Annotated in this window: 27 protein-coding genes; 4 read left to right on the top strand and 23 right to left on the bottom strand. The window is 71.7% G+C overall.

Annotated elements, in window-relative coordinates:
• Positions 1–163: 163 nt before the first annotated feature.
• Positions 164–2,461 (top strand): FUSC family protein, encoded by a 2,298-nt coding sequence (locus ACWCQK_RS10535; RefSeq protein ID WP_451154061.1) that lies wholly within the window; start codon positions 164–166, stop codon positions 2,459–2,461.
• Positions 2,462–2,995: 534 nt separating this feature from the next.
• Entirely contained in the window at positions 2,996–4,201 is a 1,206-nt protein-coding gene (locus ACWCQK_RS10540; protein ID WP_451154063.1) for a cytochrome P450, read from the top strand.
• Between the two features lie 280 nt (positions 4,202–4,481).
• Here the strand turns inward: ACWCQK_RS10540 and ACWCQK_RS10545 are convergent, their stop codons facing one another.
• The 9 genes from ACWCQK_RS10545 to ACWCQK_RS10585 form a co-directional block, all read right to left on the bottom strand.
• Positions 4,482–4,787, bottom strand: a complete 306-nt coding sequence (locus ACWCQK_RS10545) for a hypothetical protein (RefSeq protein WP_451154065.1) — start codon at positions 4,785–4,787, stop codon at positions 4,482–4,484.
• A 569-nt stretch (positions 4,788–5,356) separates the two neighbouring features.
• Positions 5,357–7,378: a SpoIIE family protein phosphatase gene (locus tag ACWCQK_RS10550; RefSeq protein WP_451154067.1), complete on the bottom strand. Its 2,022-nt coding sequence runs from the start codon at positions 7,376–7,378 to the stop codon at positions 5,357–5,359.
• 177 nt (positions 7,379–7,555) lie between these two features.
• Positions 7,556–7,819 (bottom strand): hypothetical protein, encoded by a 264-nt coding sequence (locus tag ACWCQK_RS10555; RefSeq protein ID WP_451154069.1) that lies wholly within the window; start codon positions 7,817–7,819, stop codon positions 7,556–7,558.
• 390 nt (positions 7,820–8,209) lie between these two features.
• Positions 8,210–8,974 carry an ABC transporter ATP-binding protein gene (locus ACWCQK_RS10560; RefSeq protein ID WP_451154071.1) on the bottom strand — a complete coding sequence of 255 codons (765 nt, stop codon included), beginning with the start codon at positions 8,972–8,974 and terminating at the stop codon, positions 8,210–8,212.
• Entirely contained in the window at positions 8,971–9,771 is an 801-nt protein-coding gene (locus tag ACWCQK_RS10565; RefSeq protein WP_451154073.1) for an ATP-binding cassette domain-containing protein, read from the bottom strand. The genes ACWCQK_RS10560 and ACWCQK_RS10565 overlap by 4 nt, the downstream gene beginning before the upstream one ends.
• Positions 9,768–10,622: an ABC transporter permease gene (locus ACWCQK_RS10570; protein ID WP_451154075.1), complete on the bottom strand. Its 855-nt coding sequence runs from the start codon at positions 10,620–10,622 to the stop codon at positions 9,768–9,770. The genes ACWCQK_RS10565 and ACWCQK_RS10570 overlap by 4 nt, the downstream gene beginning before the upstream one ends.
• Entirely contained in the window at positions 10,619–11,584 is a 966-nt protein-coding gene (locus ACWCQK_RS10575) for an ABC transporter permease (RefSeq protein WP_451154077.1), read from the bottom strand. Before ACWCQK_RS10575 ends, ACWCQK_RS10570 begins: the two co-directional genes overlap by 4 nt.
• On the bottom strand, positions 11,584–13,101 hold the full coding sequence (locus ACWCQK_RS10580) for an ABC transporter substrate-binding protein (protein WP_451154079.1): 1,518 nt from the start codon (positions 13,099–13,101) through the stop codon (positions 11,584–11,586). The genes ACWCQK_RS10575 and ACWCQK_RS10580 overlap by 1 nt, the downstream gene beginning before the upstream one ends.
• A 51-nt stretch (positions 13,102–13,152) precedes the next feature.
• Complete coding sequence (locus ACWCQK_RS10585) at positions 13,153–13,893, bottom strand: DUF1684 domain-containing protein (protein WP_451154081.1); 741 nt, start codon at positions 13,891–13,893, stop codon at positions 13,153–13,155.
• 241 nt (positions 13,894–14,134) lie between these two features.
• On the opposite strand from ACWCQK_RS10585, the gene ACWCQK_RS10590 reads away from it, so the two are divergent.
• Positions 14,135–14,572: a GNAT family N-acetyltransferase gene (locus ACWCQK_RS10590; protein WP_451154083.1), complete on the top strand. Its 438-nt coding sequence runs from the start codon at positions 14,135–14,137 to the stop codon at positions 14,570–14,572.
• Positions 14,573–14,734: 162 nt separating this feature from the next.
• Here ACWCQK_RS10590 and ACWCQK_RS10595 read toward each other — a convergent pair whose 3' ends face one another.
• Both ACWCQK_RS10595 and ACWCQK_RS10600 read right to left on the bottom strand, forming a co-directional pair.
• Positions 14,735–15,148 (bottom strand): SRPBCC family protein, encoded by a 414-nt coding sequence (locus ACWCQK_RS10595; protein WP_451154085.1) that lies wholly within the window; start codon positions 15,146–15,148, stop codon positions 14,735–14,737.
• Positions 15,149–15,176: 28 nt separating this feature from the next.
• On the bottom strand, positions 15,177–16,187 hold the full coding sequence (locus tag ACWCQK_RS10600) for an aldo/keto reductase (RefSeq protein ID WP_451154087.1): 1,011 nt from the start codon (positions 16,185–16,187) through the stop codon (positions 15,177–15,179).
• A gap of 141 nt (positions 16,188–16,328) precedes the next feature.
• On the opposite strand from ACWCQK_RS10600, the gene ACWCQK_RS10605 reads away from it, so the two are divergent.
• Complete coding sequence (locus ACWCQK_RS10605; RefSeq protein ID WP_451154089.1) at positions 16,329–17,240, top strand: LysR substrate-binding domain-containing protein; 912 nt, start codon at positions 16,329–16,331, stop codon at positions 17,238–17,240.
• A gap of 43 nt (positions 17,241–17,283) precedes the next feature.
• Here the strand turns inward: ACWCQK_RS10605 and ACWCQK_RS10610 are convergent, their stop codons facing one another.
• The 12 genes from ACWCQK_RS10610 to ACWCQK_RS10665 all read right to left on the bottom strand — a co-directional run bounded on the left by ACWCQK_RS10610 (position 17,284) and on the right by ACWCQK_RS10665 (position 26,703).
• Positions 17,284–17,772 carry a hypothetical protein gene (locus ACWCQK_RS10610; RefSeq protein WP_451154091.1) on the bottom strand — a complete coding sequence of 163 codons (489 nt, stop codon included), beginning with the start codon at positions 17,770–17,772 and terminating at the stop codon, positions 17,284–17,286.
• A 157-nt stretch (positions 17,773–17,929) separates the two neighbouring features.
• Positions 17,930–18,217 (bottom strand): hypothetical protein, encoded by a 288-nt coding sequence (locus ACWCQK_RS10615; RefSeq protein ID WP_451154093.1) that lies wholly within the window; start codon positions 18,215–18,217, stop codon positions 17,930–17,932.
• Between the two features lie 116 nt (positions 18,218–18,333).
• Entirely contained in the window at positions 18,334–18,567 is a 234-nt protein-coding gene (locus ACWCQK_RS10620; RefSeq protein WP_451154095.1) for a hypothetical protein, read from the bottom strand.
• A 69-nt stretch (positions 18,568–18,636) separates the two neighbouring features.
• Positions 18,637–19,788, bottom strand: a complete 1,152-nt coding sequence (locus ACWCQK_RS10625; RefSeq protein WP_451154097.1) for an anion permease — start codon at positions 19,786–19,788, stop codon at positions 18,637–18,639.
• A gap of 202 nt (positions 19,789–19,990) precedes the next feature.
• The gene (locus ACWCQK_RS10630; protein ID WP_451154099.1) at positions 19,991–20,437 is read right to left on the bottom strand and encodes a MarR family transcriptional regulator; all 447 of its coding nucleotides are present in this window, start codon (positions 20,435–20,437) and stop codon (positions 19,991–19,993) included.
• Positions 20,438–20,598: 161 nt separating this feature from the next.
• Entirely contained in the window at positions 20,599–21,606 is a 1,008-nt protein-coding gene (locus ACWCQK_RS10635) for a sugar kinase (RefSeq protein ID WP_451154101.1), read from the bottom strand.
• Positions 21,603–22,508, bottom strand: a complete 906-nt coding sequence (locus tag ACWCQK_RS10640; RefSeq protein ID WP_451154103.1) for an SMP-30/gluconolactonase/LRE family protein — start codon at positions 22,506–22,508, stop codon at positions 21,603–21,605. The genes ACWCQK_RS10635 and ACWCQK_RS10640 overlap by 4 nt, the downstream gene beginning before the upstream one ends.
• On the bottom strand, positions 22,505–23,137 hold the full coding sequence (locus tag ACWCQK_RS10645) for a bifunctional 4-hydroxy-2-oxoglutarate aldolase/2-dehydro-3-deoxy-phosphogluconate aldolase (protein ID WP_451154105.1): 633 nt from the start codon (positions 23,135–23,137) through the stop codon (positions 22,505–22,507). The genes ACWCQK_RS10640 and ACWCQK_RS10645 overlap by 4 nt, the downstream gene beginning before the upstream one ends.
• A gap of 66 nt (positions 23,138–23,203) precedes the next feature.
• Positions 23,204–24,022: a hypothetical protein gene (locus tag ACWCQK_RS10650; protein WP_451154107.1), complete on the bottom strand. Its 819-nt coding sequence runs from the start codon at positions 24,020–24,022 to the stop codon at positions 23,204–23,206.
• The gene (gene dgoD / locus ACWCQK_RS10655) at positions 24,019–25,164 is read right to left on the bottom strand and encodes a galactonate dehydratase (protein WP_451154109.1); all 1,146 of its coding nucleotides are present in this window, start codon (positions 25,162–25,164) and stop codon (positions 24,019–24,021) included. The genes ACWCQK_RS10650 and dgoD overlap by 4 nt, the downstream gene beginning before the upstream one ends.
• The gene (locus tag ACWCQK_RS10660) at positions 25,161–25,898 is read right to left on the bottom strand and encodes a FadR/GntR family transcriptional regulator (RefSeq protein WP_451154111.1); all 738 of its coding nucleotides are present in this window, start codon (positions 25,896–25,898) and stop codon (positions 25,161–25,163) included. Before ACWCQK_RS10660 ends, dgoD begins: the two co-directional genes overlap by 4 nt.
• A 31-nt stretch (positions 25,899–25,929) precedes the next feature.
• Positions 25,930–26,703, bottom strand: coding sequence for an SDR family NAD(P)-dependent oxidoreductase (locus ACWCQK_RS10665; RefSeq protein ID WP_451154113.1), 774 nt, complete (start codon positions 26,701–26,703; stop codon positions 25,930–25,932).
• Positions 26,704–26,756 lie beyond the last annotated feature (53 nt).

Raw genomic sequence — 26,756 nt, forward strand, 5'->3', positions numbered from 1 at the left:
TGTCGACGAACCACGCACAGCGCGGAGCGCGGCCGGGAGGTCACCGAGCCGGCCATGGACAACGCGGCCACGATGATCAGGGCCGGGGCTGTGATCCCGTGTCATCGTCTGTGGAGGAGGCGCCAGGTGAGGTGGGTGCCCTGTCGCCAGGAGGAGCGGGCTCGTGCAGACATCAGACCCGGACAGCCGTCGCGGGGCGGCCCTCTCCTGGCTCCGGGCCCGCGATCCCGAGCTGGCGGCCACCCGCCGCGCCGGACGCGCCGCCCTGGTGATGCCCGGCCTGTTCGCGCTGTGCAGCCAGGCGATCGGCTCGCCCGCGATGGCGACGTACGCCGCCTTCGCCTCGTTCGCGATGCTGTTGCTCGTGGACTTCACCGGTCCCATGACCGAGCGCCTGCGGGCGCACCTCGGTCTCGGCGTCGCCTGGGTCGTCCTCATCTGCCTGGGCACACTCGTGGCCCATCACGTCTGGCTGTCCGTCGGCGTCACCGTCGTCCTCGCCTTCCTGGTGCTGTTCGCCGGAGTCGTCAGCTCCGTGCTCGCGAGCGCGTCCACCGCGCTGCTGTTGGCCTTCGTCCTCCCGGCGACCTCGCCCGCGCCGCTGTCCCAGCTCCCGGACCGGCTCCTCGGGGCGGGACTGGCCGCGGCCGCCGCCATGCTCGCGGTCTCCCTGCTGTGGCCCCGGCCCGGGGCGGACCCGCTCAGCGCACCCGCCGCCCGAGTATGCCGGGCCGCGGCGGCGCAACTGCGCAGCGACGCACGCCGCCTGGCCGACGAACCGCACTCCCCGAGTCCCGCCCAGTGCCGGGTCACGGCAGCCGAGGCCACGGCCGCGGCGGACGAACTGCGCGCCGTCTTCGACGCCACCCCCTACCGGCCCACCGGGTTGTCCAGCGGTTCGAGGGCCCTCGTCCGTCTGGTCGACGAACTGACCTGGCTCGGCAGCGTTCTCGCCGACAGTGCGCTTCCGCCGGACGGCCACCCCGACTGCGACGCGGCCGCGTACCAGGCGCGGCGGGCCGCCGCCGCGGTGCTGGACGAGGCAGCCGTCCTGCTCGAGACCCCACGCGACTCCCCGCGGGCACTGCGCTCCGCGTCGGAGCGCCTGCGCACGACCCTCGACGCAATGGAGCGCAACGCCACCGTGCGACTTCCCGTGCACAAGGAGGGAAGCGGTACGCCGTCCCGGGTGCATCCGGTGATCGGGTTCCTGGACCTGTCGTTCCGCGCGCAGGAAGTGGGGTTCGCGACGCTGCAGATCGCGAACAACGTGGATCGCGCGGCGGCCGCCGACCGCCGCTCCTGGCCCGATCGCCTCCTCGGCCGTGAGCCCGGCACCGTGACCGCCCCTCTGGCCTCGGCGCGCGAGCGCGCCGCCGCCCACTTCCAGCCGCAGTCCGTGTGGCTGCACAACAGCCTCCGGGGCGCGCTCGGCATCGGAATCGCGGTCGCCCTCGCGAACCTGACCAGCGTCCAGCACTCCTTCTGGGTGGTCCTCGGAACCCTGTCGGTGCTGCGTTCGAACGCCCTGAACACAGGGCAGAACGCGATCCGCGCCGTCGGCGGCACTGTCGCGGGTTCACTGATCGGCGCCCTGCTGCTGCAGTTGATCGGCCATCACGGCACGGTGCTCTGGATCCTGCTGCCCCTCGCCGTCCTGCTCGCCGGCACCGCCCCTTCCGTCATCTCTTTCGCCGCCGGCCAGGCGTCCTTCACGATCACTCTGGTCATCCTGTTCAACATCGGCCAGGACCCCGACTGGCACATCGTGCTGCTGCGCATCCAGGACATCGCCATCGGCTGCGCCGTGAGCCTGCTGGTGGCCCTGTTCTTCTGGCCGCGTGGAGCGACGGCCGCCGTGCACCGGGCGCTCGCCGAGGCGTACGCCGACGGCGCCCGCTATCTCGCCGGTGCGGTGGCGTTCGCGGTGGGCCGATGCGGTCCCGGCCCGGCCCCGGCGGCGGATGCCGCGCTGGAGGACGGACGGGTGGCGGCCGCGGCGGCACGACGGCTCGACGACGCCTTCCGCAGCTATCTCGCCGAGCGCGGCGCCAAGCCCGTACCGCTAGCCGACATGGCCACGCTGGTCACCGGCATCGTGGGGCTGCGCCTCGCCGCCGACGCGGTGGTGGGTCTGTGGCAGCACGCCGAGGAACAGCGTGCCGAAGCGGACCGGACGGAGGCCCGGCTCGTCATCCTGGGCGCGGCCGGCCGGGTGAGTGGCTGGTACCGGGATCTGGCGGCCTCGCTGAACCGGGTCGGCGACCTCCCGGATCCCCTGCCCCGCAACCCCGCGGCCGAGGGACAGCTGGTGGAGTCCCTGCGTCGTGACCTGACCGACGAGCGGGGCCAGGCCACCGCCACGGCCGTCCGCATCATCTGGACGGCGGACCACCTCGATGTCGCGCGCCGCCTCCAACCGAGCCTGGCGGCGGCCGCGGCGGTGGACCGCCCGTCCTGACGCCCGCGGTGCGAGACGTGTGTCGTCGACCCGCGGGTGCGAGACGTGTGTCGTCCAGTCGGGTGAACCGTACGGAACCGGTGCCCGCGTCGACGACGACACCCGGGCGCGGGTGCCGCGGTGGCGGGTCGGGCCGTGCGCGGGAGACCACGGATCGGCCGCACATCACTCCACCGCCGTAGGCCCCGTACGCACTTTGCGGCCGGTCGGCAGCGCCGGACCGAGGTCGCCCACGCCTGCCGCCCAGCCGTTCGGCGAGACGGCCCGACCGCAGCCGGACCAGCCCGGCAGCCCGGCGGCAGGGGCCTTGCGAGGGCGGGCTCCCCAGCCGGTGCGGGTCGGTCCGCCGACTGCGCGATCGCCGTCGGCGGTGCACGCTATGGACATTGCGCCAGTGGCACGGACGGCCGATCCCGGCCGACCGCCACGCACGCAGCGGGTGGCGCACCGCACCGGAGGTCTTCCGATGGCCTCGAACCACCGACCGGCATATACATGGAGCTGGCAAGATTCGGTAAGAAGGAGAACTGCGCGATGACCTCAGGCGACCAAGCGATCACGTGTCCGTTCGACTTCAGCGAGGGCTTGGAGTTCGATCCCTCCCTGACGGCGCTCATGGACCGCGAGTCCATCACCCGGATCCGACTGCCGTACGGTGAAGGCGACGCCTGGCTGGTCACCGGGTTCGACGACGTACGACAGGTGACCACTGACCAGCGGTTCAGCAGAGCGGCGATCGTCGACCACGACTACCCGCGGCTGACGCCGGAACCCATCGTCTCCCGCGAGTCCATCAACGTGATGGACCCGCCGCGCAGCAGCCGCCTCCGGCGCCTGGCGTCGCAGGCGTTCACCCAGCGGCGGGCCGACGAGATGCGCGGGCGGATCACCAAGCTCGCCGACACCCTGCTGGACGAGATGGCCGTACAGGGGCCGTCCGTCGACCTGGTGCGTCACTTGTCGGACCCGCTCCCCCAGCAGACCATCTTCGATCTGCTCGGGATCCCCCGGGACGACTGGGCGACGACACAGCACCACTTCCACCAGCTGCTCGCCACCGGCCCGGACGGACGCAAGGGCGCCGCGACCGCCAAGGCGGAGCTGCGGGCGTACTTCGGCGACCTGATCGACCAGCGGCGACGGTCCCCCGGCAACGACCTGGTCAGCGCGCTGGCGGCCGCCAGGGACGGCGAGGACGTCCTCGACGACGAGGAACTGGCCGTCATGCTGCTGACGCTGACGCTCAGCGGGCAGGACACGGCGACCTGCCAGATCAGCAACATCTGCTACCTCCTCCTGACCCGCCCCGAGTTGATGAAGCACGTCAGCAGCCGGCCGGAGGACCTGACCGACGTCCTGAACGAGCTGCTGCGTGTCATCCCCTTCCGCAAGGGGGTCGGTATCCCCCGGGTGGCGTTGCAGGACGTCGAGATGGGTGGGGTGGTCATCCAGAAGGGTGACATCGTCCACGTGTCGTACCTGACGGCGAACCGTGACGCCGAGCGGTACCCGGACCCGGAGTTCATCGACCCGGACCGGCCCCCGCTGCCGCACATGACCTTCGGCTGGGGCGGACACCGCTGCATCGCCGTGCCGTTGGCCATGGCGGAGCTGGAAGTGGCGATCGGGCGACTGGTGGACCGGTTCCCGGGGCTGCGGCTGGCGGTGTCACCGGAGGAAGTGCGCTGGGACACGGAGACCATTCGCCGCTTCCCGATCGAACTGCCGGTCACCTGGTAGGAGTTGCCTGGTGACCGGCTTCGCTGAAGGCCTTGCCGGCCCGTCGCCACGAGGCTCACGCGAAGAGTGAGGACACCACAGCTGTTCACGCGCTGACGGCGCGGAGTGTCGCGCGACGCCCGGCCGGGGCTTCCCGGCCGGGCGTCGCGCTGTCACGCGGAACGAGGTACGACAACCCCGTTCCCGCGCACACGGACAGCCGACAGGGCCGAGGGATGTCGGCAACGCCACGTGCGGCGGCGACAGTCCCACCGACGGCACCCTCACCCTGCTCCGCTCATCAGCGTGGCGCGCCCGAGGCGTCCCACTCGTCCGCGGTCATCGCCCTGGCATCCGGGTAGCACCGCCCGAGCTCACCGAGCACCCACTCGTCGGCCGTGCGGACATCCCAGCTGGAACTGTCGAACTCCCGCAGAGTCAGGACGAGTTCACCGTCCACGTACCCCTCGAAGTCCCCGTCGATCGCCTGCACATGGGGGCCACGCATGGCCAGCAGCTCAAGAGTGGGGATCCCGGAGCCCGTTGACGAACCCTCCAGCATCCGAACGAACGCGGGGTGCGGCGGGTCGCCGAAGAGCTGGACCAAGTGATGTCAGCATGCTGTCGTCATGGCCTGCGCCGTGCAGGGGGTGCGCACGAGGGGTTCCGCGGTGACGACGGCTCCCGAGGCGCCGGACGGTTTGCCGGCCGGGCTGCCGTGGTGTTCTCCTCCGCCCGCCCGGGACCATCCGGACGAGGCCACGGTGCCGGGGAGGCGGACCCTTCGCAGGCCGCTTCGCAGGTTGCCGCGATCAGTTGACTTTTCCATGATTTCCTCGACTTTCATTGCTCAGATCGCCGACGGCGACTTCCGCGTGACCGCCATCGGCGACGACCCGCCTGCGCGACGGCCTCGGCGCGCGCCTTGTCACAGCCGCGTACTACGACGACGGCTGCGCCCTCGGAGCGTCTGCACCGTCGCCTCGCCGAGACCTGAGGGCCGACCCGGGCCGACCCTGTCAGACACCGAAGAGGGAGTACCCCTCCGCTATACCGGAGGAGTAGCTCCACATTAAGCGGAGGCATGCCTCCGGTGCAAGAGGGGGCGCCGAGGACATGGGGTGCCGTACGGCACACGGCACCGCGAGGGCGGAGCGGCTCAGGGGACGGGCGCCGTCACGCCGACGTCAGCGCCTGCTCGGCCCAGATGGTCTTGCCGATCTCCTCGTACCGCGTCCCCCAGCGGCGGGTGACGGACGCGACGATGAACAGGCCGCGACCACCCTCGTCCTGCATGCACGCGTGACGCAGGTGCGGGGCGGTGTCGGCGTCGTCGGAGACCTCCACGGTGAGCACGCGGTCGCGGATCAGGCGCAGCCTGATCGCGCCTGTCGCATGGCGGATCACGTTGGTGGCGAGTTCGCTGACGACCAGGTTGGTGGTGCCGATGAACTCCTCCATCCCCCACTCCGTCAACCGGTCGCGGGCCGCTCCGCGGGCCTTTCGTACCGACAGCGGCTCGGCCGGAAAGGTCCAGGAAGCCACGTGGTCCACGCCGAGGCTCCGAGTCCTGGCCACCAGCAGCGCCGCCCCGTCGCGCGGCGTCACCCCGCCCAGCACCTCGTACACGGCCGCGTCGGAGATCTCGTGCGGTGCCGACCTGACATCGGCCACCACTCGGCGCAGCCGGCCCAGCCGCTCGTCGGCCCCGGCCGGGTAGCGCCGCGTACTGCCGTCCGAGTAGAGGGTCAGCAGGCTCCCGATCGGTACTTCGGCGACGCCGACCTCGTAGGGCACACCTTGGCCCAGCGGAGCCCCGCGCGGCATCTGGAAGGTGGTGACCGCTCCCCCGGGGACGGTGAGCAGCGGACTGTCATGTCCCGCGGAGGCCGCCGCGCACTTCCGGGTCACCGGGTCGTACGTCATATAGAGGCACGTGGCACAGAACGGCGGCCGTGCCCGGTGCAGCGTCAGCGGGGCGGCGTCCTGTTCGCTCACCAGGCGCTGGGCGACCTCGTCGAGGTATCCGAGCATCTCGTCGGGTGGCAGGTCCATGAAGGCGAGGGTGGACGCGGCGGTGCGCAGCCGCCCCATCGCCGCAGCGGCCTCCAGGTCCTCACCCGACACATATCCGATCACCAGGCCCACCCGGCAACTGGACAGGGGAAGAACGTCGAACCAGTGGGCGCCGTAGCGGCCCGGCCGGGTGCCGTGGGCACACTCCAGGGCCGTGACATCGGGCGGTTCCCGCGGGAGCAGGCTGCGCTGCAGTGTGGTCGCGACGGTGTGCTCGCGGGTGAACCGGCGCGCGTTGTCGACACACACCGCCGTGCGCGCGGCGAGCTGTGCCGCGAGCGCCATGTCCTCCTCGTCGAAGGGGGCGACACTCGAGCCGAGCCGGTAGAAGCTCGCCAGGCCCATGACCAGTCCATGCGCGACCAGCGGCGTCACGATGAGCGAGTGCACGCCGTACTGCGAGATGAACTCCGCCCGCACCCGATCGTGCGCCAGCCACCCGCCGAAGGCCGACACCGACCGGACCAGCCGCGGCTGGAGATCGGCCAGTGCCTGTGTGTACGGGGTGGGGAATCCGTACTGGCTGTAACTGCCGGCGGGATAGGCGCCCTGTTGCCTCTCCTTCGCCTTGAAAGCCGCCCGCCGCATCGCCAGCTGGGCCGTGACCGGGCCGACGGGCGCGTCCCCGGTGAGTACGGAGTCGAACAGGTCGACCGCGACGGCGTCGGCGAAGCCTGGCACGGCCGTATCGGCGAACTCCTGCGCCGTGGTGATCGCGTCGAGGGTGCTGCCGATCTTGACGCGCGCGTCGCTGAGGAGGTCCAGTTCCCGCCGCGTGCGGGCCTCATGGATCACGTCGTGGATGACCGCGGCGGCACCGAAAGGCCGCCCGGCCCTGTGCAACGCGTATCCGGTGACGGCGTATTCACGGTGGTCGCCGGGGTGGGAGGCGGGGTGGGCGGTGACCACGCGGTCCGTGACGGCGACGCCGCTCTCCAGCACCTCGTCCATGATCGGTGAGAGCGGCAGGCTCCGGTCGAGCTCGCTCAGGCGAGCCCCGATCACCATGGCGGCGGGAAGACCGCGGATCGTCAGGGCCGCGTCGTTGGCCCGCACGATCTCCAGACGCAGGTCATACGCTTCCATGCCCTCGCCGGCCTGGTCGAACAGAGCCTTTTCCATGTTCGCCGCCTCGCCCGGCGGGCCGGCGCCGCGAACGTGTCGTTGTCTACGAGGCATGACGAGATGGTCATCTCCCTTACGGCGAAGGGCCGGTCCGTGGCTCGGGGCTCACGGACCGGCCCGCCGCGGCCCGTTGACAGAGCCGCGTGCCTCATCCCGGCCGGGAATCAGCGGCAGTCACCTGCCGCCACCACCGCCACCCCAGCCACCGCCGCCGTCGCCGCCGCCACCCCAGCCGCCGCCGTCGCCGCCACCGCCCCAGCCACCGCCGTCATCGTCGTCGTTCCAGTACGATCCCCCGTGGTCGTGGGAGCTGCTGTAGCCGGAGGCGTGAGTCGGGCTCGCCGAGGCGGTTCCCGCGGCGCCGATGGCGGCACCACCGGCGATGAGCAGGCCGGCGGCGGATATCGCGAAGACGCGCCTCGCACGTTGTGATCGCATGGGAAGGTACCTCTCATCGTGTCTCGCGCTCCCGCAAGAGAGGGCACGAGTCGGATGGCCGCCGCCGGACAAGGAGAAGTGCTGCGGCGGTCTCTTGGCTCACCACGTCGCAGGTGGGCGCGCGCCGTGAAACTCCGACGTCCTCAGCCCTCACACAGGCTGACGCCCAGGGGCACGGGACCGGATCGATGTACGGTCGCCCCGCCTCGTCGGCCGGCGTTCCGCCGCGTCGCGGCTTTCACTCGAAGAGCCTAATCCCCCACGTGTCATGCGTCACCTCGGACGCTGCGCCGCCCTCTGCGCTCTCCGGCGGCCTCACCCGCCGGGCCGGAACCCAGTAGGTCCCGCGGCGCCCACGACAGGCTTCCCCGCCGTGGGCTCGCGCGTCGCTCAGACGGGCAGGCGCGGCACGCTGTCGATCAGGCGGCGGGTGTACGGGTGGGCCGGGGAGCCCAGGACCTGGGCGGTGTCGCCCTGTTCGACCAGGCGGCCGCGTTCCAGTACGGCTGTGCGTTCGCACAGGGAGGCGACGACCGACAGATCGTGGGAGACCATCACCAGGGTCAGCCGCCGCTCCTCCTTCAGCTCGGCGAGCAGGTCGACGACCTTGACCCGGGTCGTGACGTCCAGCGCGCTGACGGGTTCGTCGGCGAGCAGGACACGCGGGTCGCACACGATGGCGCGGGCGATGGCGATGCGCTGGCGCTGGCCCCCGGAGAACTCGTGGGGGTAGCGGGCGGCGGCGTCGGCGGGCAGGCCGACCCGTTCGAGTGCGGCGGCCACCTTCGGGGCGGCGGTCGTCCGGGTGTCGAGGCCCAGGGACCGCAGTGGTTCCGCGACGATCGCCGCCACGCGCCGACGCGGGTCGAGCGAGGAGTACGGATCCTGGAACACGCACTGCACACCGCGCCGGAACCGGCGCATCTGCCGCCGGTCGCGCGGGGACAGCGTCTCGCCGTCGAAGCGGACGGTGCCGGCCGTGGGACGGGCGAGTCCGAGCAGGAGGCGCAGCAGGGTGGTCTTGCCGGCGCCCGACTCACCGACGAGGGCGAGGGACTGCCCCTGCTCGACGGCGAGTGACACGTCCCGTACGACGTCGGCGGCGGCGCCCCGGTACCGTACGGCCACGTCCGTCAGTTCCAGCACGGGGGTCATGGCGCGCTCCTCAGGTCCAGGGCGGACTCCAGCTTGCGGGCGCCCGCGACGAGCGCCTTGGTGTACGCGGCCCGGGGGGAGCCGATGACGTCCAGGACGGGGCCCTGCTCGACGGCTCGGCCGTCCTTCAGGACCAGGGCGCGGTCGGTCACCTTGGCGATGACGGCGAGGTCGTGGCTGACGAACAGCACGGCCATCTCCCGTTCGCGGACCAGGGTGTCGAGAAGCTCCAGGATCTCGGCCTGCACGGAGACGTCGAGCGCGGTGGTGGGCTCGTCGGCGATGAGCAGGCTCGGTTCGCAGGCCAGGGCCATGGCGAGGGCGACGCGCTGACGCTGACCGCCGGACATCTCGTGCGGAAAGGCGCGGGCGATGCGCTCGGGCTCGGGCATCCTCACCCGGACGAGCGCTTCGGTGACGGCCGTGCGCAGGGCCCGTCTCTTGAGGCCGGTGCGACGGGCCAGGGGCTCGGCGATCAGACGGCCCACCCGCATCAAGGGGTCGAGGGCGGTCAGCGGTTCCTGGAAGACGACGGCCGCGTCCCGGCCGCGGACGGCTGTGAGCCGTTTCTCCGGGGCGCCCACGATCTGGGTACCGGCCAGTTCCACGCTGCCGGTCGCGGTCATGCCGTCGGGGAGCAGGCCCAGCACGGCGAGCGTGGTCAGGGACTTGCCGGAGCCGGACTCGCCGATCAGGCCGAGTCGTTCGCCGGTGTCGACGGTGAAGGAGAGGTCGTCGACCAGGGTGCGCCCGTCATCGGTACGCACGGTCAGGCCGTGTACGTCGAGGAGGGTCATGTCCGCCTCCGCCGGGTCGCCGGGTCGAGGGTGTCGCGCAGTCCGTCGGCGACGAGGTTGACCCCGATGACGAGCAGGACCAGGAGGATGCCGGGAGCGAGCGCCCCGGCGGGCGCGGTGGTGAAGGTGGCCTGCGCCTCCTGGAGCATGCGGCCCCAGGAGGCGTTGGGCGGCGGTGCGCCGAGGCCGAGGTAGGACAGACCGGCCTCGGCGAGCACGGCGAGGCCGAACTGGAGGGCCAGGTTGACGACCAGGGTGGGCCAGATGTTCGGCAGGACGTGCCCGGCGACCGTGCGCGGCCAGGAGGTGCCCGAGGTGCGGGCGGCGGTGACGTAGTCCTGGGCCAGGACCCGCTTGACGAGGATGCGTACCAGGCGGGCGACGATGGCGCTCTGGGCGAGACCGATCGCGAGGACGGCGGAGCCGAGCGTGGCCGAGCGGGCGGCGACGACGAGCATCGCCAGCAGCAGGGTCGGGAACGCGATGAGGATGTCCAGGAACGCGGCGAGGGTGTCGTCGAGCCAGCCCTGCGCGAACGCGGCGAGCACCCCGAGGGTGACACCGACGAGCGCGGCGATCAGGACCGAGCCGAGACCGGCCTCGACGGCGATACGGGAGCCCGTCATCAGCTGGGTGAACAGGTCCCTGCCCAGCTTGTCGGTGCCGAGCAGATGCCCCTCCCCCGGTCCCGCGAGCCGGCCGCCGGAGGTGTCGTCGACGTCGTAGGGCAGCCAGACGAGCGAGACGACGGCGAGCAGCGCGATCAGTGCGGTCAGCGTACAGCCGGACAGGAGGGTGACGGAGCGGCGGCGGGCGGCCGCCGGTTCGCGCCGGACGTCGGTGTGCGTCACCGGGTACCTCCCGAGAGGCGGCCGCGCAGCCGCGGGTCGATGACGCGCTGGACCAGGTCGGCGACGAAGCCGATCACGAGGACGGCCAGCGTGGACACGAACAGGACGCCCTGGATGACCGGGTAGTCGTGCTGGGCGATGCCGGTCGCGAGCAGCGAGCCGAGGCCCGGCAGCGCGTACACCGACTCCACGACCACGGCGCCGAGCAGCGTCGAGGCGAGTTCGATGCCGAGGATGGAGATCACCGGTACGGAGGCGTTGCGCAGCCCGTGCCGCCACATGGCGCGGGGAAAGGACGCGCCGAGCGCGCGGGCGGTCCGCAGGTAGTCGCTGCCGAGGACGTCGAGGGCGGCGGAGCGGACGTAGCGGATGAGCGAGGCGCTCATCACCAGGGCGATGGTGAGGACCGGCAGGACGAGTGAGCGGACGGCGTCGGCGGGAGCGGACCAGCCGTCGAGCGGGAAGCCGCCGGACGGAAGCCAGCCCGCGTTCAGCGCGAACACCGCGATGAGGATCATGCCGAGCCAGAACACCGGGATGGCGATGCCCAGTTGGGAGATCCCGCTGAGCAGGGCGCCGTACCAGGTGTGGCGCTTGTACGCGGCGACGAAGCCGACGGGTACGGCGATGACGACGGCCAGTACGAACGCGGCCAGCGTCAGCGGGACGGTCACGTCGAGCCGGGCGCTCACCTCGGGGCCGACCGGCAGCGAGCTGACGAAGGAGGTGCCGAGGTCGCCGCTGGCCAGCTGCCCGAGCCAGTGGGTGAACTGCTCGGGCAGCGGCCGGTCGGAGCCGATGGAGTGGCGGGCCGCGGCGATCTGCTGCGGGCTCGCGCCCACCGAGGTGAGCGCGTTGGCCGGGTCGCCGGGGAGCAGGCGCAGCAGCACGAACAGCACCACGCTCGCCAGGGCCAGTGACACCAGGAGGAAGCCGAGGCGGCGCAGCAGATAGCGCCCCATCAGCCCTTCTTCTTGATGTCGTAGGCGTAGAACTGGGAGTTGAGGCCGTTGAGCGGGTAGCCGGAGAGCTTGCTGCTCGCGACGACGATCTGCGGGTAGAGGTAGAGCCAGTCGCTGGCCGCGTCCTCGGCGGTCTTGCGGTTGACCTTCTTCAGCAGTTCGGTCTGCTCGGCGGTCGTGGGGGCCTCCTCGGCCTGCTCCACCCACTGGGTGACCTGCTTGTCGTCGTACCCCCAGTAGAAGTCGGGGTTGCCGTACCAGACGAGGTCGCGGTCGTTGACGTGCTCCTGGAGCGTGGCCGTGAAGTCGTGGTTCTTGTAGACCTTCGTGTACCACTCGTCCGGCGTGATCGTGTTGATCTTGACGGTGATGCCGACCTTGGCTAGCTGCGACTTGATGAAGGTCGCGGCGGTGGGGTGCGGGTCGTAGTTCGGGGTGTCGAGGGTGAAGGAGAAGCCCTTGGCGTAACCGGCCTCGGCGAGCAGCTTCTTGGCCTGGGTGACGTCGTAGGCGTTGACCTTGGTGAGGTCCTCGTACCAGGGGTCGGTGGGCGGCGCCATCGAGCCGATGAGCTTGCCGTAGCCGCCCCAGACGGACTCCAGGAGCTTCTTGTCGTCGATGGCGGCCGAGACGGCCTGGCGGACCTTGACGTCGGTGAACGGCTTGGCCTTGTCGTTGAAGGCCAGCAGCAGCTTGGTCGTGGAGTCGCCGTCGTTGACCTTGTAGTTCTGGTTGGTCTTGAACTGCTCCAGGGCGTCGGGCGACTGCTCGCTGGTGACCACGTCGACGGCGTTGGTCAGCAGCGCGTTGTTCAGCGCGGTGGCGTCCTTGTAGTAGTGGAGGACGACCTGCTTGTTGGCGGCGGCGTCGCCCCAGTAGCCGGCGAAGCGGTCGAGGCTGAGCGCTGAGCCGCGGGTCCACTTGGCGAGGGTGTAGGGGCCGGTGCCGTCCTCGCCGGTCTTCAGGTCCTTCGCCTGGGAGTTGATGATCCAGACATAGGAGAGGTTGTAGACGAAGGAGATCGACTTCTTGGACAGCGTGACCTTGACGGTGTGCGCGTCCGGGGTGGCGATGTCCTTGATGACCTCGAGGTTGCTCTTGCGTGCGGACTGCGAGTCGTCCGCGAGGACCTTCTCCAGGCTGTACTTGACGTCGGCGCTGGTGAGTTCCTTGCCGCTGTGGAACTTGACGCCGTCGCGCAGGGTGAAGGTGTACGTGAGGCCGTCGGCGCTCGCCTGGTAGTCCCGCGCGAGGAGCTTGTCGACCTTGCCGTCGTCGGTCAGCCGGAACAGGCCCTCGTACACGTTGCCGTTGAGTGCCTCGGTGACGCCCTGGCCGCCGCCCGCGGTGTTGTCGAGGTTCTGCGGCTCGTACAGCGAACCGATGTTGACGGTGGCGTTCTTGTCCCAGGTGCCGGCCGAGGCGCTCTTCCCGCCGGAGCCACCGCAGGCGGTGAGGGCGAGGGCGAGGGAGGCCGCGGTCGCGGTGACATACAGGGTCGACTTGTTCAGTCTCATGGCTGGGGGCGCTTTCGTGCTGGTGAGGCGGGAGGTCTGCGGATCGGTCGGTCAGTGCTGCGCGAGGAAGCCGTCGCGGAAGACGGGGCGCTTCTCGCCTGCCTCGACAGGCAGGTGGAACCGGTTCTGCCGCGGCGGCATCGGACAGTTGTACTGAGCGGAGAAACCGCAGGGCGGCACGAAGGCCCGGTTGAAGTCGAGGACGACGCGGCTGTCGTCGTCGGTGCGTTGGACGAACAGGAAGCGGCCGGCGTCGTAGGTGGTGTCCCCGTTGGTGGGGTCGCCGAAGACCAGCAGCAGGGTGCCGTCGTCGTCGAAGGCGCTGAGGGTGTAGTCGCGGCCGTCGACGGTGACCGTGATGTCGCCCGGCACCACGAGGTCGCGGGTGCCGCCGTTGTCCCGGAGGTGTTCGAACGGGATGCGACGGGCGCCGGGCACGGACGTGTAGGTGGCTTCCAGGACCCAGGCCGGGTCGTACGGGAAGGTCTCGACGCCCTCGAAGTGACGGATGGCGGGCGCGTCCGCGTCCCAGAAGCGCAGGCCGTGCTCGGGTTCGCCGGTGACGATGTCGGTGCGCCGCAGTGCGGTGACGGTCACGCTGTCCGGCTGTCCGGCACGGGCCGCCTCGATGTCGGGCTGCTCACCGGCCGGGAGCCAGCGGGTCTCCACGAGAGCGAGGTTCCCGGTCGGCGAGGGGAGCGTGCGACGACGCTCGTCACGCCAGGCGTTCCACTCCTGCCCGGGATCGACGGAGGCCGGGGAGGCGTTGGACTGGGACACGGCGGGACTCATTCAGCTAGAAGGGCACGGCCGACAGGGATCGTGAATTGATGGCCAAAGCAAGTTCTTTATCGGCCATAAGGTGGCCTAATGTCAAACCCCCTTCTCGACAGGTGAGACACCTGGTCTCAGCACCGGGCGCCCTCGTCGGCCCGCCTGTCGCACCCCCGGGCTCCTCCCTTCGCGGTCGGCAGGCGGAACTCCGGCCCCACCGCCTGGCCGTCCCAGCGGACCCGGCAGTAGGGTCACGATCATGAGCGTCGAGGTGGAGGTCGCCCGCGAGGCGACCGACGAGGTGATCGCGGCGGTCGCGCGCCTGTTGCCGCAACTTTCGAGTACGGCCGACGCCCCCGACCACGAGTCGGTGGACCGGATGCTGCGCAGTGACGCCAACACTCTGCTGCTGGCCCGGACCGACGGCCGCGTGGTCGGCATGCTGACGCTGATCAGGTTTCCGTTGCCCTCGGGGCTGCGGTGCCGCATCGAAGATGTCGTGGTCGACGACGCGGCCCGGGGTCACGGCGTCGGCGCGGCCTTGACCAGCGAGGCGCTGCGCCTGGCCGAGGCGTCCGGCGCGCGGACCGTCGACCTCACGTCACGGCCGTCCCGTCGGTCGGCGAACCGACTGTACGAACGCCTGGGATTCAAGGCGCGCGACTCGCAGGTCTACCGGTTCGTCGTGCGGCCGTAGCCCGCTCCCGCCGACGTGCGGGAGCGATCACCAGGCACTCCGGGTCGCCCTCGGGCGACCCGGCGAACCAAGCCCCTTCGGCCGCGACCAAGCCCGTCGGCCGCGACCGAACCTCTCGGGCGCGACCTCGCCCGCGTGACCCTGGCGCGGCCGCGCCCGCGTTCACGCGCCGAGGGTGTCCTTCAGCGCGGCCAGCCCCTCGGTGTAGATGCCGTGGAACAGGGCCACCGCTTCGTCCTCGCTCGCCCCCGCCGGCGTGAAGATGCCGGACCATTCGACTCGGGACCGCGCCTCGGACACCGCGTGCACGCCGAGGGTGGAGCGGTAGCCGGTGACCGGGAAGGGCGCCTGGAGGATGGAGTAGGTGTAGGCGCGGGCGTCGTTGTCGAACTTCTCCAGGCGTTCGACGATGACACCGCCCTCGTCGTTGATCAGGCTGCGGACCCGGCCGCCTTCGCCGAGCACGCTCTCCGGGATGTACGGCAGCCAGTCCGGCAGCGAGTCGAAGCCGCCGATGAGCTGCCAGACCTGGTGTGCCGGTACGGGGAGGTCGATGGTCGCGGTCGCCGTCGCCATGGTCGTCTCCTAGGGGTGTGAGGTGGGGTCAGGCGGTGGGTACGGGAGCGTGCCGCGCGACGAGCCCCTCCGCGCGCAGCTCCGCCCAGAAGGCCGCCGGGACGGTCGCGCCCAGCGCGGCGACGTCCTCGGCGATGCGGCTCGGCCGGGTGGCGCCGGGTATCGCGGCGACGACGGCCGGGTGGGCGAGGGAGAACTGCAGCGCCGCCGCCTTGATGCCGACGCCGTGCCGCTCCGCGAGCGCCTTGACGCGGTCCACCTTGTCGAGGATCGAGGCGGGTGCCTTCTGGTACTCGAAGTGCTGTCCGCCGGCCAGGACGCCGGAGCTGTAGGGGCCGCCCACGACGATGTCCACGCCCTGCGCCTCGGCCGCCGGCAGCAGCCGCTGCAAGGCGCGCTCGTGGTCGAGCAGGGTGTAGCGACCGGCGAGCAGGAACGCGTCCGGCTTCGGCTCGTCGAGGTCGAGGGTCAGTTCCAGGGGCTCGACGCGGTTGACACCGAGACCCCAGGCCTTGATGACGCCCTCGTCGCGAAGCCTCTGCAGGACGCGGAAGGCGCCGGTGCGGGCGGTCTCGTACGCGGCCAGCCACTCGTCGCCGTAGAAGTCCTGCGCGACGTCGTGCACCCAGACGATGTCGAGGCGGTCCGTCCGCAGCCGCTTGAGGCTGTCCTCGATGGAGCGCTCGGTGGCGTCCGCCGAGTAGTCGTTGACGATCTTGTTGGGGCGGCCGTGCTCGAACAGTCCGCCCTTCTCGCCCAGGTCGCGGGTCGCGGGATCCTCGGTCTCGTCGAGGATGACGCGGCCGACCTTGGTGCTCAGGACGAACTCGTCGCGGGGCTTGCCGGCCAGCACGTCACCGAGCCGGATCTCGGACAGGCCGGCGCCGTAGAAGGGGGCGGTGTCGAAGTAGCGGATGCCCTGGTCCCAGGCCGCCTCGACGGTGGCCGCGGCCTCCTCGTCCGGGATGGCGCGGAACATGTTGCCGAGCGGGGCGGTGCCGAAACCCAGGCGGCCGGGCAGGAAAGACGTGAGGGACATGATCCGAAATCCTCTTTACTTCGCAATGGTACGGACGCGGCTTTTGAGCTGATCCGTCGGCCTGACTCGTTCGAGGTTAGGATCGGGACTTGAGACTGTCCAAGACTTGCTTGGACGCACTTGAGTCCTTTGAGGTCTTACATGCTTGACCTGCGACAACTCCGCTATTTCGTGGCCGTCGCCGAGACGGAACATGTCGGCCAGGCCGCCGAGCGCCTGCACATCTCCCAGTCACCGCTGAGCCGGCAGATCGCACAGCTGGAGAAGAACCTGGGCCTGAACCTGTTCGAACGCGACCAGCGGAGAATCCGGCTCACCCGTGACGGCCAGGTCTTCCTGGCCGAGGCCCGCGCACTGTTGCGGCACGCGGACCGTCTGGAGAACCTGGGCCGTCGGCTGGGCCGCGGCGAGGAAGGCGGCCTGTGCATCGGCTACGTCGCCGACGCCATGCACACCGGCATCCTGCCGGCGGCACTGCGCGCGCTGCACGAGGACCGCCCCGGCATCCACGTCGCCCTGTACAACCTGCGCGCCGCCGAGCAGTTCGAAGGCCTGCGGCAGCGCAGCCTCGACATCGCGCTCGTCCAGGAGTCTCCGGCCGCGGACGACCCGGACCTGCTGGCCGCGCCGCTGCTCCAGGACCCGCTGCTCCTCGCCCTGCCCGCACGGCATCCACTCGCCGCACAGGAGGAACTGACCCCCGGGGACCTCGACGGTCAGCCGTGGATCGCGATCGAGAACGCCGAGGACCCCGCTTGGCGTGACTCCTTCATCGCCTCGTGCGGCGCGGCCGGCTTCTCCCCCGACATCCGCCTGGACGCCGCCGAGCCCCTGACCGCGCTCGGGCTGGTCGCCTCCGGACTCGGGCTGGCCCTGGTGCAGCGGAGTATGGTCCGCGCCACGACCGAGGACATCGCCGTGCGTGAACTCCCCTGGCACGACAGGTTCGTCCAGCTGTGGGCGGCCTGGCACCGAGTCGATCTGCGGCCCGTGGTCACCTCGTTCCGTACGACCGTCCTGCGGACCAGCGGCATCGCGGAGCCGGTCGCGTAGCGGTGGTCACCGGGCTGCGGCCATCGGCACGGCCGGGCCGGGCTCACCACGTCAGGGTCAGCGAATCCCCGATCGGCAGGGTGTGCCAGCGGTCGGCGTAGTCGTCGAACCGCGACACGATCCGCTCGACCACCGCGTCGGCGTCACCCGTTGTCCCCATGCCCGGCAACGTTCGCGCATGGCCGTGCCGTACCTCCCACACGTGTACGGCGATGGCCGCCAGCTGTTCCGACCGGGCCATGTCCGCCCGTGCCCGGGGGGACGGCTTCACCGGCTTCGACCTGCGGCGCCGCGCGGCCTTGGCGCGCTCCGCGGGGTCGGCGGGCCAGAACAGGCCGTTGTCGCCGGCGGCCAACCGGCCGTAGACCCCGAGTGCGATACCCGCTTCCACCTCGACCAGGAAGTGCACCAGGTCGTGCGGCAGATACGGATGCCCGCCGGGGCCGTTGCGCGGCGCGAGCCGTGCCCCGCTCTCGCGCTGCACCGCTATGCCGTAACTCGTACCGGGGCCCTTGGTGAACTCCACACGCATACCCGGAACCGTAGGAGACGGCCGCAGCCGCCGCACCTGGATTTCCGGCGCACCCTCGCACGGAGACGCCGACTGGCGATGAACTCGATCCGTGAGACGACCCGTGCCGGTCTCGGTCGTCAACGTGCGGCAGAGACCGGGCCGTTCGACGGACGCCCTACAGCGACGCCTGCAGCACCACGACGATCCACACGTCGACGATCACGGCGCCGAGCACCACGCCCGACATGGAGAGCCCCTTCAGAAAAGGGGTCAGCGATCCGCGAGCGATCTTCACGTTGATGGCCGTGCCGAGCCCGCCGACCAGACCGCCGATCAAGCCGCCGAGAAAGAGCAGAGTCAGGGGAAGGCCCGCAAGAATGGCCTGCCACAGGGGAAGACTGGTGATCTGCCTGAACACATTCTGTTCCGAGGCATCGATACGCGGGTCAGGCAGCTTGGCCATGGGTGTTTCCTCGGCAGGGTGAGAGCGGAAACCGTGAAGATCTCAGAACCGCCGCACACTCAGGGAAACGCCGCATGAACGATCAAGCCGAGCCGGGTGTCCTTGTGGGGCGCCGGTCACTTGTGGAACTGGGGCACGATCAGGTAGATCCCGTAGAGGACCGCGGCCAGGCAGGAAGCGAAGCACAGGCCCGCGGCGGTGAGTGCCACGTTCGCGGTTCCGCTGTGCTCGCGGGCGGCGGCCCGCCGGGACAGGGCGAGGACACCGGTGGCGAAGATGACGACGATGGCGAGTGATGCCCCCGCTCCCACGACAGCGACCTGGATCAGTGCACCCCAGCGCAAGTTCATCCGGCCGTCTTCCTCTCGCTCGGTCTCACGGCTTCGGTTCGTCGTCCCGTGAGGTGACGGGCCGACCGGTCACCGGCCGCCGCCGCTCGGCTGAGCGACGGGACGTACGTGCACGGACTGGCCCTGGTTGACGTTCTGGGCGGTGACGGCGTTGCGGCGCGCCAGCACGACGATGACGGCGGCGACGGCGAGCGCGCACAGGGCCACCAGGGCGATGCCGAGGCTGCCGCCACGCGTGACCCCCAGCGCGGCGACGGCACCGACGAGACCGGCCGAGGGCAGGGTGACCAGCCAGGCGACCGCCATACGTCCCGCCGTGCCCCACCGCACCTGGGCCAGCCTCTTGCCGATACCGGCTCCGATGATGCCGCCCGAGCACACCTGCGTGGTGGACAGCGCGAAGCCGAAGTGCGCCGAGGCGAGGATGACGGTGGCGGACGACGTCTCGGCGGAGAAGCCCTGGGGTGACTGGATGTCGGTCAGGCCCTTGCCCATCGTGCGGATGATCCGCCAGCCGCCGAGATACGTACCCAGTCCGATGGCGAACCCGGCGGTGATGATCACCCACAACGGAGGGTCCGAGCCGGCCGGGAGCGCGCCGGTGGAGATGAGGGTGAGGGTGATGACGCCCATGGTCTTCTGCGCGTCATTGGTGCCGTGCGCCAGGGACACCAAGGACGCCGACGCCGTCTGGCCGAGCCGGAACCCGCGGGTCACCGTCCGCTCGCCGGCCCGCGCGGTGATCCGGTAGGCGGCGTACGTGGCCATCAACGCGGCCACACCGGCGATGAACGGCGACGCGAACGCGGGAATGATGATCTTCTCGACCACCTCGGAGAAGTTGACGGCGGAGGCGCCCACGCCGACCCACACCGCGCCGATCAGCCCGCCGAACAGCGCGTGCGAGGACGAGGAAGGAAGGCCGACCAGCCAGGTCAGGAGGTTCCACAGGATCGCGCCCACCAGACCCGCGAAGATCAGGGCGGGGGTGACCTTCCCGTCGTCCACGATGCCGTCGGAGATCGTCTTCGCCACCTCGGTGGAGAGGAACGCACCGACGACGTTCAGTACGCCGCTGAGCAGGACGGCGACCTTGGGACGCAACGCCTCGGTCGCGATGGACGTCGCCATCGCGTTCGCCGTGTCGTGAAAGCCATTCGTGAAGTCGAATACCAACGCCGCGGCGATGACCGCCACCACGATGAACGAAATGTTTTCCACGGAGGCGATTTAAGCAACTGGATCCACTCTCGTACCGCTATGCCGGGACCCGGCGAGTCCGGGCCGAGGGTGCGAGTGACGTCAAGCCCGAACCTGGGCACCGTCCCGCTTCGCGCCGCCCCGCCGGCACTGAACGCCCGGTGTCCGGCGCCGTGGTACGCGGCCGCGCTTCCCCCGAACGGACCCGTCCCACACCAGCGCCTCAGTGGTGGGCCAACTCGGCGTTGGCGCGCTCCGTGACCAGAGCCAGCACCCGGCCCACGACCGCGAGGTCCTCGGCCGGAATGCCGGCGTACAGCCGGACGGCGATCTCGGCGGACTCGGCGGATGTGGTCTCGTACAGCTGCCGTCCGGCGTCCGTCAGCCGCATCCGTGACGCCTCCGCCGGGTCCTGCTCCAGCAGTCGCGCGGCCGTCAGCTCGTCGATGACGCCGCGCACGGCCGACTCGTCGGTCTTCAGTGAGCCGGCGACGTGCCGGGCGAGCTCATCACCGCCGATGGACTCGCCCGCGACCACGACGGCCCGGAGCGTCACACTCTGATGGAACGTCGTGCCATGGCGGGTCAGTACGCCCTCCAGGAGGGCACGCCCCGCATAGTGCGCCAAGGCTATGTCCCTGCCGTTGACCGCAGGTGCGCTGGTGGTCATGACTGCTCCTTGTCGTCGGCGACCGATGTCGCTCACCCGACATACAGTACATGGACACTATGTACATGGCTACTAATTTCCCGGACTCACCGGTCAGCGCTGCGGCCCTTCGGCCGCAGCGCGAGGGTGGGCGTCAGGAGCCTCGGGTAGCCCGGTGCGGCTCACCCGCCGTGGCCGGTGTCCTCCCCGCCGGGCACCCGCGTCCACTCCTCGGCCGACAGGGCCAGGAGCCGGCGTATGTCCCCCGGGTCGGGCAGCGGGCCATGGTCGCCCGTCACCTTCAGGGCGGAGACGGCCGTGAGGTGGCCGAGGCGCAGCGCACGCGTCATGGTCTCGCCGCGCAGCAGCCCGGCCAGGAATCCCGCGGCGAAGGCGTCGCCCGCGCCGACGGACTCGACCACCGACGTGCGCAGCGCGGGAACGGTGACGACGTCCCCGTCGCGTACGTCGGCGGTGGCGCGGTCGGCGCCGTCCTTGACGACGAGGATCCTCGGGTGCGGCAGCAGCTCCCGTACGCCGTCGGCCGTCAGGTCGGCGCCCCACAGGCCCTGGGCCTCGTCCAGGCCGACGAAGACGATGTCCGCGCGGTCGGCCAGGTCGCGCAGGACGGCGCTCGCGGTGCCGTCGCGCCACAGGGCGGGCCGATGGTTGACGTCGAAGCTGACGGCGTACGGGCGCCGGTCGGGCGGAGTGCCGACCGCCCGGGTCACCAGCTCACGGCAGGAGGGCGACAGCGCCGGGGTGATCCCGCTGAGATGCAGGACGGTCGCCGCGCGCACGGGTGCGGTGTCCAGCACGCCGGGGCCGAGGGCGGAGGCGGCGGAGCCGGTGCGGTAGTAGTGGACGCGGGTCTTGTCGCCCCGGGGGTCCTTGAGGAGCAGGCCGGTCGGCCGGTCCGGGTCGACGCGTACGTGGCCGACGTCCACGCCGGAGGCCGCGACGGCGGCCCGCACCCGCCGGCCGGGAGCGTCGTCGCCGACGGCGGAGAGCCAGGCCACCGGTATGCCGTGGTCGGCCAGGTACATCGCGACGTTGGACTCGGCCCCGGCCACCGTCAGACGCAGGTGTCCGGCGTCCTCCAGCGGGCCGGGCGGGTCGGGCGCCAGGGCCGCCATCGTCTCCCCGACGCACACGACGAGGCCGGGGGCGGGCCGCCACCGGGCGGTCACGCGCGCTCCGCGGGCGCACGCCCGGGCGTGGGCATCGGCACGGTGTCGTACGGACGGAACGCGGGCGTCGGCAGGCCGGGGACGTCCACGCGGACGGAGAACACGGCGCCGTCCTCGGGACGTGGGTCGCTCAGACCCAGCCGCGCGGTGGTGATGTGCAGGACGTCGTGCTCCAGGCAGACCCCCGCGGGCTGACGCGCGGGCAGCCGCAGCACGCGGTCGGGGGTGCCGTCCGCGAGGTAGCGGCGTACGGTGCCGCTCCCCCACACGGCGGCCCACAGGGCGCCCTCGGTGTCGACGGTCATGCCGTCGGGACTGCCGTCGTCGACCGTGGCGAACACCTCGGGGGTGCCGAGCGTGCCGGTGTCCGGGTCGACCGGGTAGCGCCGGATCACTCCGCGCGCGCTGTCGGCCAGATACATGGCCCTGCCGTCGGGCGTGAAGGCGGGCCCGTTCGGAATGGTGATGCCGTCCAGGACGCGGACGACGGCGCCGTCGTGGTCGACCCGGTACAGCGAGCCGGCGTCGGCGTCGGCGTCGTAGCCCATGCTGCCCGCCCAGAAGCGGCCGGTGGGGTCGGCGACCGCGTCGTTCATGCGCGTCCGGGATGCCGCGCCGTCCTCGGGCCGGCCGAGCCAGCGGGTCGCGCCGTCGGAGGCCAGCAGGCAGACGCCGGTGTCGGCGGCGACGATCCAGGCACCGGGGTGCCCGGCGACCGGGGCCACCGCGCCGAGCGGGAAGGGGAGCCGAACCAGCGGTTCGAGGGGGGCGGCCGGATCCGCCGGCGCCCGGAACAGGCGGCCGGCGAGGAGGTCGACGAGGACGACCGCCTCGCCCGTCCAGCGGATGCCTTCGCCGAGTTCCAGGAGGTCGGGGCGGGTGGTGAGGGCGGGGGTGCTCATCGGCCGCACTCCCGCGCGAGGGCCAGGTAGGCGCGGGCCCGCTCGCGCAGCGCGTCGAGGCTGCCTCCGTCGGCGGCGTCCGCGACCAGCGGTGAGCCGACACCCACCGCTGTCGCACCGGCCGACAGACAGGCCCGGGCGGCTGCCGCGTCGATTCCGCCGACGGGAACGAAGGGCACGTCCGGGAAGGGGCCGCGCAACGCCTTCAGATAGTCCGCGCCGCCGAAGGCCCCGGCCGGGAAGAGCTTCAGTGCCTCCGCGCCGTACGCGCGGGCGGCTATGACATCGGTCGGGGTGAGGACTCCGGCGAGGACCGGCAGGCCCAGGTCCCGGGCCGCGCGGACGCCGTCGCCGAGGCCCGGGGTCACCACGAAGGCGGCTCCCGCGCGGTGGGCGGCGCTCGCGTCGTCCGCGCTCAGGACCGTCCCGGCGCCGAGCAGGGCGTCGGGGCCGAGGGCCTGCCTGGCCCGCTCGATGACGGTGAGGGCGTCCGCTCCGCTCAGGGACACCTCGATGAGGTCGACACCCTCTTCGGCGAGGGTCACCACCGCGCGCAGCGCGGCGTCCGCGTCGCGTCCGCGCACGATGGCGAGCAATCGGCGGTCGGCCAGGGCGGCTTGCAGGTCCACGGAAGGGAACTCCTTTGCTGGGCAGGGTCGATCAGCAGGCGGCGGCCGCGGTGCGGCGGGACCTGTTCAGGGACAGCGGCAGGCGGAGGTCAGCGTCAGGCACCAGCGCACCTCGCCGCAGGCGGGGACACGGGCCGCGTCGTCGGGGCCCGCCTCGGCCAGGTCGAAGACGCGTCCGAGCATCGGTTCGACGCCGGTGCTGCGGTAGGGGTCCGCCTCGGGGAAGCCGCCGAGGTTGCGCCACAGGGCGACCGAGATGGGCTGCCCTTCGGCGCGCACGGCGAGGTTCAGGCGGTCGGGGCCGTCGTGCACGCAGACCTCCCGGGCGTCGACGACGGCTCCCACCGCGGTGCCGTCGTCGGGTCCGAGCCGGTCCAGCGGCACTCCGAGAGGGGCGGGCCAGGCGCCGCCGACCCAGGGGGCGCCGTCCGGCCAGGGCCGGTCGACGAGTGGGGCGGCCTCCGGGTACAGGCGGGTGGGCGCGCCGTCGGGCAGGTGCAGGGTGGCGTCCGCGGACAGGTCGAGCAGGGCGTGCGCGGCCCAGACGAAGCGGAAGCCCGGTTCGGCGGCGAGGAGGTAGTCGGCCACGGCTCCGTCCGCCGTGGCGCGGATCGTACGGCGCAGGACGAAGTCCGCGCCGCGTACGGACTCGGTGGCGCCGTCCCTGGTCCAGGGCCGGGACCAGACGTCACCGTGGTCCGGGGTACCGCGGACGGTGGGCAGGCACTCCTCCAGGCCCCCCACGTCCACGAACGCCCCGCCGGGAACGGCCCGTTCGCGCTGGGGGTCCGGGCGATGCCACAGCCACTCGCGGCCGGGTGCCGCGAGGGAGGTCCAACGTCCGCCGTGGCGAGGGTCGGTGAGAATGTCCAGCGGCACGCTCACCACTCCGCGAAGGAACCGTCGGGGTGCCGCCACACGGGGTTGCGCCAGGCGTGCCCGGCGCGGTCCGCGGCGCGCACGGCTGCCTCGTCGACGCTGACGCCGAGGCCGGGCGCGGTCCCGAGCGGGGCATGCCCGTCGACGAACCGGAAGGGCTCGGGGTCGACGACGTACGAGAGCAGGTCGGCGTCCTTGTTGTAGTGGATGCCCCGGCTCTGCTCCTGGATGAGGAAGTTGGGTGTGGCGAAGGCGACTTGGAGGCTGGCGGCGAGGGCGATCGGGCCGAGTGGGCAGTGCGGGGCGAGGTGGGCGCCGTAGGTCTCGGCGAGGGAGGCGATGCGGTGGACCTCGGAGATACCTCCCGCGTGGGACAGATCGGGCTGCGCGACGGCGATGCCCGCGGCCAGCGGGGCCAGGAACTCGGACCGCGAGTAAAGGCGTTCTCCGGTGGCCAGCGGCACGGGGCTCGCCGCGACGAGGCCGGGCAGCAGGTGGTTCTGCTCGGGCAGGACCGGTTCCTCGACGAACAGGGGGTGCAGGGGGGCGAGTTCGTTCAGGACACGGCGGGCGTTGGCGGCGGTGAAACGGCCGTGGAAGTCGACGGCGACGTCCCGGTCGGGGCCGAGGGCCTCGCGGGCGGCCGCCACACGGGCGACGACCGCGGCGGTCTCGCCCATGGTGGCGAGCGGTCCGACGCGGCCGGCTCCGTTCATCTTCACCGCGGTGAAGCCCGCTTCCACCTGCTCGGTGATCTGGTCGGTGAGTTCGGTGGGTTCGTCGCCGCCGACCCAGGCGTAGACCCGGACCCGCTCGCGCACGGGGCCGCCGAGCAGGGCGTGCACGGGGGCGCCGTAGGTCTTGCCGGCGATGTCCCACAGGGCCTGGTCGAGTCCGGCGACGGCGCTGGAGAGGACCGGGCCGCCGCGGTAGAAGCCGCCCTTGGTGAGGACCTGCCAGTGGTCCTGGATCCGCAGCGGGTCCTGCCCGACGAGGTACTCGGCGAGGACGTCGACGGCGGTCCTGACCAGCTCGGCGCGGCCCTCGACGACGGGTTCACCCCAGCCGACCACGCCCTCGTCGGTCTCCACGCGGCAGAACAGCCAGCGCGGCGGGACGAGGAAGGTTTCGACGCGTGTGATCTTCACCGGCCACCGGTGCCTTTCGTGTCGTCGGGCCCGTCGAGCCGGTCCAGGTCGCGTACGGCCTGGTCGAGCAGGGCGCGCATGGCCGCCTCGGCGGCCCGCGGGTCGCGGTCGCGTACGGCGTCCAGGACGGCGCGGTGGGCGGGTACGGGGTCCTCGCTGTGGGGGGCGCTGTGCACGATGTGGTCGCGGTGGGCGAGGCCCGACTCGATCACCACCTCCATGCGTTCCAGGAGTTCGTTGTGGGTGGCGGCGAGCAGGGCACGGTGGAAGGCGAGGTCGGACTCGACGGCGTGGACGGCGCCGGTGCCGTGCTCCCCCATCGCCGTCAGGGCGTCCTCCAGGGCCACGAGGTCGGCGTCGGTGCGGCGTTCGGCGGCCAGCCGGACCGCGGCCGGTTCGACGATGGCGCGCACTTCGGAGAGGTTGCGCAGCAGGTGACGGTCGGCCTCGGCGGAGCCGGCGCCCTGGATCTGCCAGCGCAGCACGTCCGCGTCGAGCAGGTTCCAGTCGGCGCGGGCGCGCACGAACGTGCCGCGTTTCTGACGGGCGTCGACCATGCCCTTGGCGGCGAGGACCTTGAGGGACTCGCGCAGCGCGGTGAGGCTGACGTCCAGCTCACGCTGCAGCCCCACGAGGTCGAGCGTGGCCCCCTCGGGGATCTCGCCGCCGAGGATGCGGCGGGCGAGGAACTCCACGGTCTGACCGTGCACGCCGCGGCGGGCGTAGGGCGTCATGTAGTACAGCCTTTCGGTGATCGGGACGCGGTCATGCGGAAGCCTTCAGGACGCTCCAGCCGCCGTCGACGAGCAGGTGCGAGCCGGTGATGTAGGAGGCCTCGTCGGAGCCGAGGAACGCGATGGCCGCGGCCACTTCGTCGGGGGTGCCGAAGCGGCGGGCCGCCGTCTCGGCGACGCTGCGCTCCCGGTCCTCGGGCGGCACGCGGTCCCAGGCGGCGGTGAGGATCGGTCCCGGCAGGACGGCGTTGACGCGGACCTCGGGCCCGTACTCGACGGCGAGCTGGCCGCACAGGGACAACAGGGCGCCCTTGGACGCGGCGTAGGCGGGATGTCCGGGGATGCCCTTGTGGGCGTGGACGGACGAGGTGAGCACGACCGCGCCGCCCCGGACGCGCAGGTCGGGCAGGACGGCGCGGACGCCGAGGAAGCCGCCGGTCAGGTTGACGTCGACCTGGCGGCGCCAGGAGTCCAGGGAGAGTTCGTGGGCGGGCCGGACGTCGACCGTGTAGGCGTTGCTGACCAGGAGGTCGACCGGTCCGAAGGAGTGGGCGGCGTCGATGACGTGGCGCCAGTCGTCCTCGGAGGCGACGTCGGCCGTGACGAAGTGGGCCCGGCCGCCTTCGGCGGTGATCCGTTCCACCTCGCCGCGGCCCCGCTTCTCGTCCACGTCGGCGAGCACGACGGCGGCTCCCTCCTGGGCGAGGCGGGCGGCGGTGGCGGCTCCGATACCGGAGGCGGCCCCGGTGACCACGGCCGTGCGGCCGGTGAAACGGGCACCGCCGTGTCGTGCGGGCTGGTCCATCGTGACTCTGGGCTCCTTCGCAGGTCGGGCACGGAGTGCGTGCCCAGGGGCTG

The sequence above is a fragment of the Streptomyces sp. NPDC002306 genome (assembly GCF_053593435.1).